This is a genomic window from Kribbella sp. C-35, from assembly GCF_046549195.1.
Lineage (GTDB): Bacteria > Actinomycetota > Actinomycetes > Propionibacteriales > Kribbellaceae > Kribbella.
The window spans coordinates 122749-138079 of the sequence record NZ_JAJPWG010000007.1 but is presented as its reverse complement, the minus strand read 5'-3'; the positions used below and the strand labels follow the sequence as shown (position 1 = coordinate 138079).

The window sequence follows — 15331 nt, the reverse complement described above, 5'->3', positions numbered from 1 at the left end:
CTAGCCGACGAACGCGATCGCGTTGCCGTCCGGGTCGCGCACGATGAAGTCGGTGCCGCCCCACGCTTGTTTGGTCAGTTTCTGCACGATCTCGGCGTCAGCCGCCAGATACTCCGTGTAAAGTTCGCGGACGTTCGGCGTCTCGACGAACGCCATGATGAGCCCCTCTCGTTCGGCGGCACCGGCCGCGAACACCGGCTCGTCTACCAACTTCAGGTGCAAGATCGCGCCGTCGCGCGACACCGATCCGTAGAACGGCGGGTTGCCGTGCAAGAAATCGATCCGGAAGCCGAGCTGGTCCCGGTAGAACGTGGCCGAGGCATCGACGTCGGCGACGTACAGCACCGGTTTGGCGCTCGCGACTGCCGTGTCCTGAGTCTCCGGCTGCTCGCTGGTGGGCGCGGCCGCGTCCGTGCTCGCCTTGAGTTCGGCCCAGCTGGCGAAGCCCGCTTCGAGGGCGATGATCTCTTGGGCTTCGGTGAGGGGAAACTTCAGCGCGAGTGCTTCGCGGTCGGACAACGTGCGATAGCGCGCGAGCTGTCGGATGCGACCGCCAATCGAGAAATTCCCGTCGCGGTGCCAGCGAACGAGCAGTTTCGCCTGCTTCTTGTAGGTTTCGAGCTTGGGCATGGCGCTCCCTCTTCGGTCTTGAAGTAGGTGGGCCTTGCCCTTTCGGCTTGTTGCCGCTGCGCCCTACGACCGGGTTAGAACCCGCGCCTGCGACGTTGAGATTACCACAGCGAATTGGCCCCGGCCGGACTCGCATTCTCAGCTTGGGAAGCTGATCCACGTCCCGGCCAACGGCTGCTGGCCGATCCCTGGCTTCGACCAGTCGCAGACCCCGCCAGGGAAGGTCGTCAGCAGCTTGCTCCACTGCGCGTCGGTGAACCCCGGGTACTCCGACCGCACCGGCTCCCGCAGCTTGCACTTGATCACGTCCGCCGCCACACCGGCCCCAGCCACCTCGCGCGGGAACGACGCGGACGGGAACAGCTTCTCGCAGCGCGACGCGGGATCGCGGTTCAGCGGCTGCGCGACGAAGCCTGAAGGAGCACGACACCCCTCGACCAGCCCGGACGGCCGCGCCGCCACGATCTTGTCGATCCGCGGCCGCGACGTGCTGTCCGCGGTCAACACAGTCAACCAACGATCCATCTCGTCGACCGCGTGCTGCAGCAGCGGGCTCGCGGTGCTGAACAGTCCGTACGTCGCGTCCTCGAGCAGGCTCACCTGGTTGGCCGCCGTGCCGTTCGCCTTCTGCAGCCGGGCGCGCATCGAGAACGTGTGGTACCGGACGTGGATGTCGCCGTATGACTGGGTGTCGTAGTACGCCCGGTAGTCGATGATCGGCACGTCCTTCAGCCCGCCCCCGCCGTTCGTCAGCCGCCCGGTCCGGTACGCCGTCCGCGTGGCCTGCGGATCCGCCACGGTCCGGGACGGCACCAGGTTGGCGTCCGCGTCGAACCCGCCGACCCGCTCGTTCAGGTCGAGGAACTGGGCCGGCGTGATCACCCCGGACTTCAGCACCTTCAGCCCGTACTGGACGCCGACGTTGTCGAGCGGCCGGCGCGAGAACCCGGTCGACGGGTCCGTGCCGTAGGCGTTGATCGTGTGATCGAAGACGTCGCAGCGGGCGCCCCGTGGGTTCGTCGCGGGGTCGTAGCGCTGCTCCACAGGTAGGTGCGAGCAGTTGAGCCGCGGGTCGATCCGGCCGGCGCTCACCGCCATACTCGGCAGCGTCGCGTACGTCTGGAAGCCGGCCACCTGACGCTTCTGCTCCTGCGTCCACGGCACCGTCGACTTGGTGAAGTACGAGTCGAGCAGCCACGAGTCGCTGATGAACGAGACCGTGCCGAACCCGACCTCCGGGAACGAGCAGCCGACGATGATGCCGTCGAAGATGCCCGGGTAGTTGTCGGTGATCTGATGCGCCTGGTACGAGCCGCCGGAGCACCCGAAACCGACTGTGAAGTCCGGGCGGCCGTAGTGCTCGACGAACAGTTCCTTCGTCATCATCGCGGACTCGGCCGCGGTCAGGTCGTTGCAGTTCTGGCCGAACACGTTCAGCGACGACGACATCAGCGCGTACCCGCGACCGAGCAGGAACGCGTCCGTCACCCCGCCGGTCGTCGTACCCGACCGGTACCAGCCGCCGGCGCATCCGCCGCCGAGCGTGAAGATCGCCCGGCCGTTCCAGCTGTGCGAACGCCGCGTCGGGGTCGGCGCGGCCGAACGCAACGGGTCGTGCAGCATGCTGGTCTGGACGACGGCCCGGTTCGCGCTGCCGGTCTCCATCCGCACGATGAACGGATCACCAGAGTCCGTCTTCGCGAGATCCGCCGGGTACGACGTGGCGCCGGCCGGCCACTTCACGAATTGGCCCGCGGTGGTCCGGTAGAAGTAGTCGACCCGTGGCGCGACCGTGCAGTCCGCGTCCAGCGGAGCGCCGAGCGTGCCGCCGATCACCGGGATCGTGAAGTTGGCCGTCTCACACAGGAACGGTTGCTCGTGCGGCCCCGAGAACACCGGCCCCTGCCGCGGATAGTTCTGCACCTCCAGCGTCGTACGCCGTCCTTCTGACTCGGCTCGCAGCAGGTTGGAGCCGAGCCGCAGGTTCCCGACCAGCCCGGTCAGACCGTCGCCGTCAGCGGTGAACGCCGATGACACGTCGTTGCCGTTCAGAGTCACTCGAACGCCGTCATCCGGTGCAACGACATGCACGAGCGCATCGCCACCGGTCACCTTGTCCGGGCGCCCGGACAGGATCTCCAGCTTCACCTCCCGGGTCGCCACGGCCGGAACCGCGGGGAGTACGAGAGCGCTGGCAAGCAGAGCGACAACAAGGCGAACTGGTCGGGAACGAATCACGCGAGTCCTCCTCCTAGTGGGCGGCCACCTCGTAGACGCGGGCGATGTCGGGTGTGGTGCTGGACGGGTCGGTGATCGTCAGCCGGATCTGGTTGATGGCCACGGAGGTCACCACGGTCGAGACCAGGGCGCGGGTGTTGGCGCTGTAGCTGCCCAGCTGGACCCAGCCGGCGGACGTGTGGCCCTCGACCTTGAACGCGGTCAGGACGGTGCCGGTGGCAACGTTCGGGTACCCGTACCCGCTGTAGACGTCCACCTGACTCACATCCTTGTAGGTCCCCAGATCCACTGTGAGTACCGGCGCCGTGTCGCCGACGGCCGACATCCAGCGTCCGCTGTCCGCACACGACCCGTCAACCGCTTTCGGCGCGCCCGAGTTCGCGTCGTACGTCGAGGACGCGGTCACCGTCGCGCCGCGGGCCAGGTGACTCGAGCACGGTGACGTCGCCGGAGCACCGGCCAGCCAGTCGCGCATGAAGCCGCCCTGATACTCACCGCTCAGCAGGTTCCAGTTCTTGTCGAACCACACCGGAGCCCAGAAGTTGTCGAAGATCCACCCCATCCATCCGATCTGCGGACGCGCGTCCAGATACTGGCGCAACGGCAGTCCCCAGCCGGACGTCGTACCGGCCGTGACCTGGTTCGCCGACGGTGACGGGTCCCAGCCGAATTCCGTGAGTACGACGGGCAGCGTCGCGGCCGCCGTACCGAACTTCGGGTCGAGGTTCGCGGCCGTCGCGGGACCCTGGTTCGGGTAGAGGTGGTAGACGTACGCGATGTTGCCGCCGGTGATCGGGTCGGTCAGCGCGCCGTTCAGCCGGGTGCTCCAGGACGGGCTGCCCATCAGGATCACGTTCGACGCGACCGAGCGGATCGAGTTCACGACCGGCTGGATGTACGACTTCCAGGTGGCCCAGTTGTCCGGCGCGATCGGCTCGTTGAACACCTCGAACAGCACGTTCGGGTTGTTCGCGTACCGCGGCGCGATGAAGTCCCAGAAACCCTTCACATCCGCCTGCGGTACGGCGCCTGCAGCGTCACCGTAGTTGCGGACCAGGTGCAGGTCGATGATCACGTAAAGACCCTTGGCCACCGCGTGATCGACGTACGGCTTGATGTACGTCGCGTCGTACGCGTTCAGGTCCTTGCCGATCGCCTCGGTGACGAGCAGGCGGAGGACCTTGGAGTTCCAGCCGTTCGAGACCGTCATGTCGATGAGGTCGTTGATCGGTTTGTTGTTGCAGTCGGTGCAGACGTCGTTCTGCTCGGGTGCGATGACGGAGACACCCTTGAGGGTGACGTTGGTGCCGGCACTGTTCTTGATGCGATTGCCTTCGGTGTGCAGGGCGGGGAGGGCGGTCGTGCTCGCCGCGGCGTTCACCAAGGACGCGGCGGAGAGCAGGAGGGCGGTACACAGGGCGGCCAAAGACTTTCGGAGCACAACAGGGTCCCTTCAGTCGCGATGGGTGCGGATCTCCTCCGGCCAGGTCAGCGGGATCTTCAGACCGTCGGCCAGCAGGCGTTGGTAGTCGGCCAGGTGGGCGGGATCGTTACGGACCTTGCGTGGTGACAGGCCTTCGGTCAGGCAGAAGCTGACCAGTGCGCCGACCGCCTCGCCGATACTCCACTCGACCGGGTGGAGGCGGTAACAACCGTTGGTGATGTGCGTGGTCCCGATGTTCTTGTTCGCCGGGAGCAGGTTGTCGACGCGGACCGGGATCAACGCGCCGAGCGGGATCTGGAACGGGTACGCCTCGATGTCGACGTAGCTGCGCCCCGCCGTACTCGGATGCAGATCGATCCGGTACCGCCCGAGCCCGACGGTGTCCCCGAAGACCTCGCTACCCGCACCGTCCGGTCGCGCCTCCACGCCGACGTGCTGCTCCAGCACGGTGAACTCGGCCTGGATCCGGCGCGCTTCCCGGATGTACGGCGTTTTCGCTAGACCGTCCGCCGTACCGGTGGCGTCCGGCCTGAGGCGCAGGCCGGGATACCCGCCCTCGGTCTGCATCCAATGGAGGAACGACAACGAAAGGTCTCGGCTGGCGGCTAAAGCTTTCGAGGCATCGGACCCGCCGAGGAGCGGCTGCTCCCAGTAGTCGAGCTGCGGCCAGTTCACCACCGTGACGTCCGGGATCGCCTTGTCGACAAAGTTGCTACTGGCAAGGATCTGCCGGTAGCGCCAGAGCGAGAAGGGTGCTCGCTTCGAAGGGTTCGCCTCGAACAGCTTCCACTCCCGCTGCTCCAGCGTCACCGGTACGACGTCCGTCCAGGACAACTGCGAACCTGGCCAGAACGGCGCGACCGTGTCCCGCCAGTGCTCGTAGGACGCAGGTCGATCGATGGTGTGGTCCTCCCCCGGCCGGTGCTCCAGCGCGAAACACCATGAGAACGCCTGCTGATCAAGGGGATTCGCGACGTCCGGCGCATGCAGCTCGCCGGTCTGATCACGGCCTTCCGCGCCGATCACGTGCTCGACGTTCGCCAACTCGAGCAGATCGCCGAGCTCGGTCGCGTCCACGACGTACGTCGCCGACACGATCCGCTCGTCGCCGGACCTGAGGTCCCGCAGCGTCACGGCCTCGATCTCGTCGCCGGTCGTGGCTGCCGCGATCGGCTCGTGCTCGACGTACACGATCAGTCGGCCGGAGGCCTCCCACGGTGCGAGCATCTCCTCCAGTACGGCCGCGGCGACTCGTGGTTCGTGGCAGAAGCGGCTGACGACACCGAGCCCCGGGTCGAGGAGCGGATCTGATGCGACCGACGGTGTCAGCGGGTAGTTACGGCGGTAGTAGTCGCGGATGCGTCGGCGGAGTTCGGCGTACCCGCTGGCGGCGTACTGCTCGATCCACGGGTGCTCGTCCGGCGGCACGAGCTGGCTGGTCAGCTGACCGCCCAGCCAGTCGCTCGACTCGGTCAGTACGACGCGGCGGCCGAGCCGGACCGCGGTGAGCGCCGCGGCGACGCCACCAAGTCCGCCGCCGACCACCAGCACATCGGTATCGAGTTCCACCGGTTCATTCCCCCTTCGTACGGGGCGCGGCGACGGTTTCGCCGGCCACCAGGTCGCAAGCCACCAACTGGCTGACGGGCTCCTCGTCCGGGTTCTCGACCCGCGCCACCAGGGCGTCGATCGCGATCCGGCCGATCTCCTTGCGCGGAATCACCAGGCAGTCCCAGCGGTGGCCGGGCTCGTCACCCGAGCCCTCCAGCACCGCCACCGACACGTCCTGCGGAATGCTCAGCCCGCGGGCCGCCAGCCCGGTCCTCAGTCCCTCGGCCAGCCCGATGTTCTCGGCGACAACCGCGGTCTCCGGTCCGGACGCGAGTTCGTCCAGCCACTCCTCGGTCAGGCCCGGCTCGCCGCGCAGACCCGGCGAGCGATCGTGCAGACCGAGTCGTTCGACCGCGGCGCGGTAGCCCGTCCGGCGATCGGCGTACGCCTCCTGATCGATTCCCGAGTGCAGATACGCCAGGTGCCGGTGGCCGCGCTCGGCCAGTGACGTGACGATCCGGTCGGCGGCCGACACGTAGTCCGGGATGATGCAGGGGATCTCCGCGCCGGGCACCTCGCGGCGACCGATGTGGACGAACAGGTACCCGTCGTGCCAGAGCCGGGCGAGTTCCTCGCGATCGGTCGCGGCACCGAGCAGGACGGTCCCGTCGGCGAGGTTGAGCCGGTTGGTGCCGTCCCGGTAGATCCGGCGCCGGCCGTCACTCGTCCCGGTCGAGGTGAACAGGACGAGGTCGTACCCGATCTCCTCGGCCCGCTCCTCGATCCCGAGCAGGAACTCGAAGTAGAAGTCCTCGCGGGCGTGCGGGAACACAGCCTCGAAGGTGTGGACGCCGAGCAGCCGGTTGCGCTTGTTGCGCAGGTTCCGCGCGGCCGCGTTCGGTACGTACCCGAGCTGCTTGACCGCGGCCAGGATCCGGTCCCGGGTCTCCACCGGGATCCGGTCGACCTCCCCGCTCACCACCCGCGACACCGCAGACTGCGAGACCCCGGCCAGCCGGGCTACATCGGACTGTCGTGGCGCTTTCATTTGTTCTCCTGCAACCAGCAGTGGGTCCAGCGACCGTTCGGGAGTTCGGTGCGGGGCGGCGCCTCGGTGCGACAGACGTCCATCGCGACCGGGCAGCGCGGGTGGAACCGGCAGCCGGCCGGCGGGTCGATCAGGCTCGGCGGTTCACCGAGATCCTCGGCGTCGAAGAGGTTGCTCCGGTCGCGGCGCTCGGGATCCGGGGACGAGTCGATCAGCAGCTGCGTGTACGGGTGCAGCGGGTTCGCGATCACGTCCTCCTTCGGGCCGCCTTCGATCATCTGACCGGCGTACATCACGACGATGTCGTCGCACAGGTAGCGCGCGCTCGCGATGTCGTGCGTGATGTAGAGCAGGGCGAGTCCGTCCTCGGCCCGCAGCCGCTCGAGCAGGTTGAGCATCTCGAGCCGGATCGACACGTCCAGCATCGAGATCGGCTCGTCACCGAGCAGCACCTTCGGCTCGACCGCCAGCGCCCGCGCGATCACCACTCGCTGACGCTGCCCACCGGACAACTCGTGCGGGAACTTGTCGAGGTACTGCTGCGCCGGCGTCAGACTGACCCGCTCCAGCAGCTCTGTCACTTTTTGGTCCAGCTCGGCGCGCGAACGTACGGCGTGATGCAGCTTGACCGCCCGCTCCAGGTTGTACCGCACTCGATGCAGCGGGTTCAGCGACCCGAACGGGTCCTGGAAGATCAGCTGTACGTCGCGGTAGTACTCGCGCGGCTTGCCCTTCACCGCCTCGCCGTGCAGCCGGATCTCACCGGACGTCGGCGCGTAGAACCGCGCGAGCAATCGGGCCAGCGTGGTCTTCCCACTACCGCTCTCCCCGACCAGCGCCACGATCCGGCCCGGGAGCAACGCCAGCGTCGCATCCTCGACCGCGCGCACCGTCGACCGTCCGGCGGCGAAGTGCTTCGAGACACCACGGGCCTCGAGAACAGGTTGGCTCATGGTTGATCATCTCCTGACGGGTACAGGCGGCAGGCCACGGCATGATCCTCGATCGTCAGCAGTTCGGGTCGTTGCTCGTCGCAACCGTCGAAGCGGTCGGCGCAGCGGGGGTGGAACGGGCAGCCCGGCGGCGGGTTGCGGAGGTCCGGCGGGCTGCCGGGGATGCCGGTCAACTTGCGCAGTTCTGAGCGGAGCGGCGGGAACGAGTCGCGGAGGCCGCGCGTGTACGGGTGCCGGGGCTTCGTGTACAGGGACTCGGCGGTACCGATCTCGACGATGCGGCCGCCGTACATGATCGCGATCCGGTCGGCGAGCTCCAGCAGCAGCGACAGGTCGTGCGTGACGAAGACGACCGCGAACCCGAGCTCTCTTCTGAGCCGTAGTACCTGCGCGAGGATCTGGCGTTGCATCACGACGTCGACGGCCGTCGTCGGCTCGTCCATCACCACGAGCTCGGGACCGCACGCCAGTGCGAGAGCGATGCTGGCGCGTTGGCGCATGCCACCGGACAGTTCGTGCGGGTACGCGCGGACGCGATCGGCCGAGATACCGACCATACCGAGGAGCTCGGACGCCCGTGTCCAAGCGTCGCGCTTGCCGAGCTTCTGGTCGTGTTCCCGCAGGACGTCGACGAACTGTGCGCCGACCCGCATCACCGGGTTGAGAGCGTCCATCGCGCTCTGCAGGACGATCGCCAAGGAGGTCCACCGGAGCGCCCGCAGCTCGGCCGGCGCCAGGTCGACGAGGTCCGTGGGCTCGCCGTCGCGCGGATGGAAGGCGATCCGGCCGGCGGTGGTGACGGCCGGCGGACGCTGGAGCCGGGTCAGTGCGGTGATCAGCGTGGACTTGCCCGACCCCGACTCACCTGCCACCCCGAGGATCTCACCGCGCCGCAGCTCGAACGACACGTCGTCACACGCCCGCACCGGCCGGTCGCCCGTCACGTAGTCGACCGTCAGCCCCCGCACCGAGAGAACGGTGGTACGGGTGGAAAGCTCGGTCGTCGTCATGCTTCCACCGCCTTCCGCGTGCGGACCAGGACCGATCGGCGGGCCTGCCGGAGTTTGGGGTTCGACACCTCGTCGACGCCGAAGTTCACCAGCGTCGCCGCCGTACCGATCAGCGCGATACAGAGCCCGGGCGGTACGAACCACCACCAGAATCCCCGCAGCACGGCGCTCTGCTGCTGCGCGGCCTGGATCATCGTGCCCCAGCTGATCGACCCGGAGTCGGTGATGCCGAGGAACGCGAGGCCGGCCTCCGCCATCACGCCGCCGATCATGCCGTGCAGGAACATCGCCGAGATCCATCCGGTCAGATGCGGCAGGACCTCGAAGAAGATCAGCCGGCGGTGCGGTTCACCGACCATCCGCATCGCCAGTACGAAGTCACGACTGCTCAGGCTGAGCGACTGCGCTCGCAGTGTCCGCGCGCCGCCGGACCAGCCGAACAGGCCGATGATCAGCGCGATCACGAACGGGCCGGTGCCTTGCACATAGCCCGCGACGATCAGGATCAGCGGAAGGACCGGCATCACCAGGAACAGGTTCGTCAGGAAGTTCAGGCCGTTGTCGACCGCGCCGCCGAAGTACCCGGCCGGTACGCCGACCAGGATCGCGATCAGCGTGCCGATCGCGGCGGCCAGGATCCCGACCAGCATCGAACCGCGCGCGCCGGCGATGGTCTGCGCGAGGACGTCCTGACCGAACTGCGTGGTGCCGAAGAGATGATGGGCGCTCGGTGGCTGCGAGATCGCGCCGATGTCGTTCGCCCGCGGGTCGCCGCCGATCAACGGACCGAAAACAGCAAGCAGTACGAAGAAGATCAGGATGCCCAGTCCGATGCGGACCTTCCAGCTCTTGAGCATGGTCATCCCCTCGCCCGGATCCGCGGATCGAGCAGGACGTAGGCGAGATCGGCGACCAGGTTGGCCAGCAGGACCGCCAGCGTGATCAGCAGGAAGACGCCTTGCATCATCGGGTAGTCCCGTTTCTGGAGAGCCTCGTAGAGCAGGTAGCCGATGCCGGGGTAGCTGAACACGATCTCCGTGAGCAGCGCGCCGCCGACGACACCGCCGAGCGCCATCGCGAACCCGGTGAAGCTCGGCAGCATCGCGTTCCGGGCGGCGTACCTGAACATCACCCGCTGCGGCGACAGACCCTTCGCCTGGGCGAGCAGCACGTAGTCCTCGCGGACCGTGGTGACGGTCATGTTCCGCATCCCGAGCAGCCAGCCGCCGAAGGCCGAGAACACGATGGTTGCTGCGGGCAACACACCGTGGTGGAGCACGCTGCCGACGTACGCGAGGGTGAATCCCTGCGGCAGGTCGGCGTCGTACCCGCCGGACAACGGCGTCCAGCCGAGGACGAAGCCGAACACCCAGAGAGCGAGGAGCGCGACCCAGAAGTACGGAACACTGCTCAGGAAGGTCGTGAACGGCGTGAGGATCGCGTCGAGGCGGCTGCCCGCCTTCCAGCCCGCGACGACGCCGAGAAGGGTCCCGATCGCGAAAGCGGTGACAGTCGTCGTACCGACGAGCAACAGGGTCCATGGCAGGGCCTGCCAGACCAAGTCGGCGACCGGGACCGGGAAGTTGACCACAGAGACGCCGAGATCGCCGTGCGACAACTGTCCGAGGTAGTCGGCGAACTGCTGGGCCAGGTTGGCGTGCGGGTTGCCGAAGATCGCGCGGATCGACATCAGGGTCTCGGCCGGCACCTGCTGCCCGCTGACGCGCTCCAGTTCCTCGACGATCGCGGACGACGGGTCACCGGGCATCAGCCGGGGCAGCAGGAAGTTCAGGCCGATCGCGGCGGCCGCGGCGGCCAGGTAGAAACCCAGCCGCCGGGCCAGGAACGCCCATCGCATCGTCAGCTCCCCCGGCGCTGAAGCTTCAGCATGGTCAGGATGGTGTCCGGACCCATCCCGACGAACGGGATGTGGTCGAAGTTGTCCGGCGTCGGCCAGCCGGTCCAGCGGGTCGCGTTGATGTCGACGAAGTAGAAGTTGTTGTAGATCGGGCTGAACGGGGTCTTGTCGACGACGATCTTCTGCAGCTGACGGCCGAGCGTCTTCAGCTGGTCGACGTTGTCGGTGCGCTGCATCGCGGCGATGATCGCGTCGGTCTGCGGGTCGTTCCAGCGGCCTTGGTTCAGGGTGGCCGACTTACCGACGGGGGTCAGGTACTGGCTGCTGAGGAAGCGGTAGACGCCGTACACCCCGGAGCCGCCGGTGGACGCGGCGGCCAGGTCGAACTGGCCCAGGTTCTGCTTGTCGTAGTACCCGGCGCTCGGTTGGCCGGCGCCCTTCACCTGCAGGCCGAGGGTCTGCTTCCAGGTGTTGATCAGGATGTCGGCGTAGTTGCCCCAGCCCCAGTCGGAGTTGAACAGGATGCTCGGCTGGTACCGCTTGCCGTCCTTGACCAGCGCGCCGTTCTCGACCGTCCAGCCGCCCTTGGCGAGTTCAGCCTTGGCCGCGGTCGCGTCGACCTTCTGAACCTTGCCCTTGTACGCCGGGTCGAGCCAGTCGGCGAACAACTGCTCGGACAGACCGGTCGGTCCCGCCTCGGTTCCGGGGCGCTGCAGCGTGGTGACGACCGCCGTCCGGTCGATGGTGAGGGCGAGCGCACGCCGTACGTGGACGTCGTCGAAGGGGGCCTTCGCGGTGTTGAACAGCACGGACATCGCGCCGCCGTTGGAGTAGAGCTGGTACAGGTGCTTGTCCGGGTCCTTGGCGACGTACTCCTTCTCGCCGTTCGGCCAGCTCGCGGACGCCCAGTCGATATCGCCCTTCAGAAGTTGGGCTTTCAGCGCGTCGGCGCTGGTCGGGATGATCTTGTACGTCGTCATCGGGAGCTTGCCGCCCCAGTAGTCGGTCCGCGCCCGCAGGGTGATCTGCTGCGGCTTGAACTCCTTCACCGTGAACGGACCGGTGCCGATCGGATCCGGGTTCGTCCACGTGTTCAGGTTCTGGCTCGACCAGATGTGCTTCGGGACCATCGGGAGCAGGATGTTCGCGAACTGGTTCAGGGTCGCGTACGACGGCTCGGCGAAGACGACCTTCACGGTGCCGGCGTCGACCTTCGCGACCGACTTGTAGGTGACACCCGCGATACTGAAGTCCGGCTTCTCGATCGGCAGACCGAGCGAGTAGACGACATCGTCCGCGGTGAACTTCTGCCCGTCCGACCAGGTGACATCGTCGCGGAGCTTGATGGTCAGCGACTTGCCCTGATCCGCGAACGCCCAACTCTCTGCGAGCCACGGCTTCACCACACCGCCGTCGCCGTAGTCGACCCGCATCAACGGCTCGTAGACAAGCTCCATGTTCGGCGCCTTGTCCGTCGCCGGACCCATCACGTTGTAGTTGCGGACGAACGTCGTACCGCCGTCGGTCTTCCCGTACACCACCGCCGTATCCGCCGCACCACCGGCCGGCTTGGCCGCGGGACCTGAGCACCCCACCACCAGCACCACACCGACCACCATCGCTGACCACCACCGACTGCGCATATCCCTCACCCCAGAACTAGAGCGGCTGCACGTTCATACGTATGAGCACTCATATATGAGCTGCTTCGGCTCTGCTCTTACGTATGCGCAGGAACCTACGAACGTTACGCACGCATGTCAATACCGAGACGAACCCAGGAGGGTTTTGGGCCCGGTCGGCTGGATATCCCATCGTGTTGGGGGTTCTCCCCTCGCACACCAGCAGAGAACCCCCAAGACGAGGGGACAACCGCACGCGGCTCACCCGTAGGTCGGTGGAGCCGGCGGAGTGTGCCCGGCCGAGCGGGGCTCGGCGACGACGATTCGGGGGTGGCGGCCGGCGACGGTGATGTCGTGCTGGGCGTGGATCGTCCAGTCGGTGGTCAGGTGTGCGGTTTGGTGCTGGTTGAGGATGGTGATGAGGAGGCCGTCGGGGTGGAGGGCTTGGCGCCATCGGCGGGTGTACGGCGTGAGGTCGCCGATCGGGAGCCGGACGTCCCAGGGTGGGTTGGTGATGATGCGGTCTGCAGGAGCGTTCAGGTGTCGTGCATCGCCGGCGCGCCAGGTGATTGGAGTTTGGGACCCGTTGCGACGAGCGGCCTCGATCGCGGTGGGGTCTCGGTCGAGGCCGAGGTACGTCGCAGCTGGTTCGAGTAGGTGCGCTTCGAGGAGTAGGGTGCCAGCGCCACAGAAGGGGTCTACTACGTGGTGGGCGGGGGCGAGATCTGCGAGGAGGGCCATTGCGGCGGCTACCGGTGGATGCAGACTCCCCCGCACCGTCTGTCGACGCCACTCCCGGCGATGCAGCGGTACGGCGTACGGCCGCAACCCGATCCACAACGTCTTGCCGTCCAGCACGACGCGCCATTCGGAGCGTTCGTCTGGTGGCGCGACGCCGTACCGTCGCGAGTAGTACCGCCCGCCGGTCAGCCGAGCCAGCCGCTCGCCTACCAGGTCCTCGACGTCGTAGCGGTTGAAGTTCCGCACGCCCTGGAATGATGCCGACACCGCGAACGACGCACGGTCGACCGGCGCCGTCTGTACGGCGGCTCGCACCGCGGCGGCCATCCCGGACTTCGCGCGCCCCGGATCCGCAATCGCGGCGTACACAACAAACAAGTCATCCGCCACCCGCGGCGGCGACCCGAGGAACGATTCGGACGCAGGCTCGACGACGACCTGTCGCTTGCCGACCTCGACCACGCGATGCCCGGCGGCGGCCAGCTCCTCGGCCGCCAACCACTCCAACCCCGTGACGGTACGCACCAGCACCAACTGCATGGAGAATCTCCCGGATAGCACCCGGGAACAACCAACCGGTCACTCCCGCATCGCTGACCGCGGGAAACCTCGAACAGGCCAGCGGAAGCTAGCCCACGCGGAAGAAGTATGTCTCCATGGACGGAGATGATGGCATGCAGCGGACGCCGGGCCTACCGAATTACCCGACCGTTCGCCGGAATCTGTCCCCGCCCCGGAGGTTTCTCGTGCACGCAAAGTTGTCCTGGATCGGCCGGCGAGCGCTCCTCGTCGCCGCCGTGTTCCTCGGAGTCTCTCCCCTCGCACCCGCGCAGGCGGCACCCGCACAGACCACAGCGGCTGTCCAAAGTGCGCCACGCGGCGCCGAGGTCGTCGCGGTCCGGCAGGTCGCCGACCGGCTGACCGACCTGACTGTGCGGTCTCAAGCTCTCGGCGGCCGCACCGTCAACGTCCGGCTGCTGACGCCGGACGGCTGGAATCCGGCCGACCGCCGCCAGCACTGGCCGACGTTCTGGCTGCTGCACGGCTGCTGTGGGGACTACACGTCCTGGTCCGGCACGGACATCGCGCAGATCCCGAGCCTGCGCAAGGTTCTCGTCGTGATGCCCGAAGCCGGCTGGAACGGCTGGTACAGCGACTGGTGGAACTACGGCGCCGGCGGAGACCCGGCGTGGGAGACGTTCCACACCGTCGAACTGGCGCACCTGCTGGAACACGGCTGGGGCGCAAGCTCGAACCGCGTCGTAGCCGGCCTCTCGATGGGCGGCCAGGGAGCCCTGCTGTACGCCGCTCGCCATCCCGGCATGTTCCGCGCGGCCGCCGCGTACTCAGGCTCGGCGCATCCGCTGCTGAACGACGAGTCGATCAACCGGATCAAGGGCTTCTTCGCCGGGCAGGGCAACGACCCGCTCCGCGTCTGGGGAGACCCGGTCGCGCAGCGCCGGATCTGGGAAGCGCACGACCCGTACTACCTGGCGCATCGGCTCAAGTCGCTGCCGATCTACCTCTCCTGCGGCGACGGCACCGCCGGACCGTTCGACCCGCCAGGGAAGACGGACGCGCTCGAGGCCGACTTCAACCGCCAGAACCACGCACTCGCTGCCCAACTGGAGCAGGTCGGCGCCAAACACCTGACGACCAACTTCTACGGACCGGGCACGCACGCGTGGGCCTACTGGCAGCGCGAACTACACGCCTCCCTGCCGATGCTGCTGCAGGCCCTTCAGAGGTAGGTCTGCGTGCTGGGTGGTGCGGATTCCATCCAGGCCAGGACGCCGGTGAGGGCTTCTTCGGTCATGGCGAAGTGGACGGTGCGGTCGCGGAGGTCGGCGTCGACGATGACGTGGCCGGCGTACGTGACCAGGGGCTCGTTGCCCATCGGGCGGCGGGTGGTCACGCCTTCGAGCTGACGGCGGTTGACGACGAGTTTCGGCCACCAGGCGAGGCTGAAGACGCGGAACCACTGCAGCTCGTCGCCGACGTACCGGGCCAGGCCGAGGGCCCAGCCGCGGCCGTGCTCCTTCTGCGCGAGCTGCAGGCTGCAATCAAAAGTTCCGCCGTCCCTGGACAACCAGCGACGGCGGAACGCGACAAGAACGATGAACAGTACGGCGGCAAGCAGACAGACCCCGACGACATCGAGGACTACCCTCATACCTTGCCGACCCCATTTCCGGTGCCCGTGTTCGGTACTGCCCCGGGCACCCCGGAGAACCGT

The 15331-nt window shown here is 67.4% G+C and carries 13 protein-coding genes; 1 reads left to right on the top strand and 12 read right to left on the bottom strand.

What is annotated here, in order from left to right; genetic code table 11:
• The 11 genes from ACLJOO_RS38290 to ACLJOO_RS38240 all read right to left on the bottom strand — a co-directional run bounded on the left by ACLJOO_RS38290 (position 1) and on the right by ACLJOO_RS38240 (position 13635).
• Positions 1–630: a VOC family protein gene (locus ACLJOO_RS38290; protein ID WP_410792695.1), complete on the bottom strand. Its 630-nt coding sequence runs from the start codon at positions 628–630 to the stop codon at positions 1–3.
• A 138-nt stretch (positions 631–768) separates the two neighbouring features.
• Positions 769–2868 carry a DUF6351 family protein gene (locus tag ACLJOO_RS38285; RefSeq protein ID WP_410792694.1) on the bottom strand — a complete coding sequence of 700 codons (2100 nt, stop codon included), beginning with the start codon at positions 2866–2868 and terminating at the stop codon, positions 769–771.
• Positions 2869–2881: 13 nt separating this feature from the next.
• Complete coding sequence (locus ACLJOO_RS38280) at positions 2882–4309, bottom strand: cellulase family glycosylhydrolase (RefSeq protein ID WP_410792692.1); 1428 nt, start codon at positions 4307–4309, stop codon at positions 2882–2884.
• A 12-nt stretch (positions 4310–4321) separates the two neighbouring features.
• Positions 4322–5881 (bottom strand): FAD-dependent oxidoreductase, encoded by a 1560-nt coding sequence (locus tag ACLJOO_RS38275; protein ID WP_410792691.1) that lies wholly within the window; start codon positions 5879–5881, stop codon positions 4322–4324.
• 4 nt (positions 5882–5885) lie between these two features.
• Positions 5886–6911, bottom strand: coding sequence for a LacI family DNA-binding transcriptional regulator (locus ACLJOO_RS38270; RefSeq protein WP_410792689.1), 1026 nt, complete (start codon positions 6909–6911; stop codon positions 5886–5888).
• Positions 6908–7864, bottom strand: coding sequence for an ABC transporter ATP-binding protein (locus tag ACLJOO_RS38265; RefSeq protein WP_410792687.1), 957 nt, complete (start codon positions 7862–7864; stop codon positions 6908–6910). Before ACLJOO_RS38265 ends, ACLJOO_RS38270 begins: the two co-directional genes overlap by 4 nt.
• Complete coding sequence (locus ACLJOO_RS38260; protein WP_410792685.1) at positions 7861–8874, bottom strand: ABC transporter ATP-binding protein; 1014 nt, start codon at positions 8872–8874, stop codon at positions 7861–7863. Before ACLJOO_RS38260 ends, ACLJOO_RS38265 begins: the two co-directional genes overlap by 4 nt.
• The gene (locus ACLJOO_RS38255; protein ID WP_410792684.1) at positions 8871–9731 is read right to left on the bottom strand and encodes an ABC transporter permease; all 861 of its coding nucleotides are present in this window, start codon (positions 9729–9731) and stop codon (positions 8871–8873) included. The genes ACLJOO_RS38260 and ACLJOO_RS38255 overlap by 4 nt, the downstream gene beginning before the upstream one ends.
• 2 nt (positions 9732–9733) lie before the next feature.
• Positions 9734–10732 carry an ABC transporter permease gene (locus ACLJOO_RS38250; protein WP_410792682.1) on the bottom strand — a complete coding sequence of 333 codons (999 nt, stop codon included), beginning with the start codon at positions 10730–10732 and terminating at the stop codon, positions 9734–9736.
• Between the two features lie 2 nt (positions 10733–10734).
• Positions 10735–12375: an ABC transporter substrate-binding protein gene (locus ACLJOO_RS38245; protein ID WP_410792680.1), complete on the bottom strand. Its 1641-nt coding sequence runs from the start codon at positions 12373–12375 to the stop codon at positions 10735–10737.
• Between the two features lie 240 nt (positions 12376–12615).
• Entirely contained in the window at positions 12616–13635 is a 1020-nt protein-coding gene (locus ACLJOO_RS38240; RefSeq protein WP_410792678.1) for a methyltransferase domain-containing protein, read from the bottom strand.
• A 206-nt stretch (positions 13636–13841) separates the two neighbouring features.
• On the opposite strand from ACLJOO_RS38240, the gene ACLJOO_RS38235 reads away from it, so the two are divergent.
• Entirely contained in the window at positions 13842–14846 is a 1005-nt protein-coding gene (locus ACLJOO_RS38235; protein WP_410792677.1) for an alpha/beta hydrolase, read from the top strand.
• On the opposite strand, the gene ACLJOO_RS38230 is transcribed toward ACLJOO_RS38235, so the two are convergent.
• Positions 14837–15268, bottom strand: a complete 432-nt coding sequence (locus tag ACLJOO_RS38230; RefSeq protein ID WP_410792676.1) for a DUF2550 domain-containing protein — start codon at positions 15266–15268, stop codon at positions 14837–14839. The two genes, ACLJOO_RS38235 and ACLJOO_RS38230, sit on opposite strands and share 10 nt — an antisense overlap.
• Positions 15269–15331: the final 63 nt, after the last annotated feature.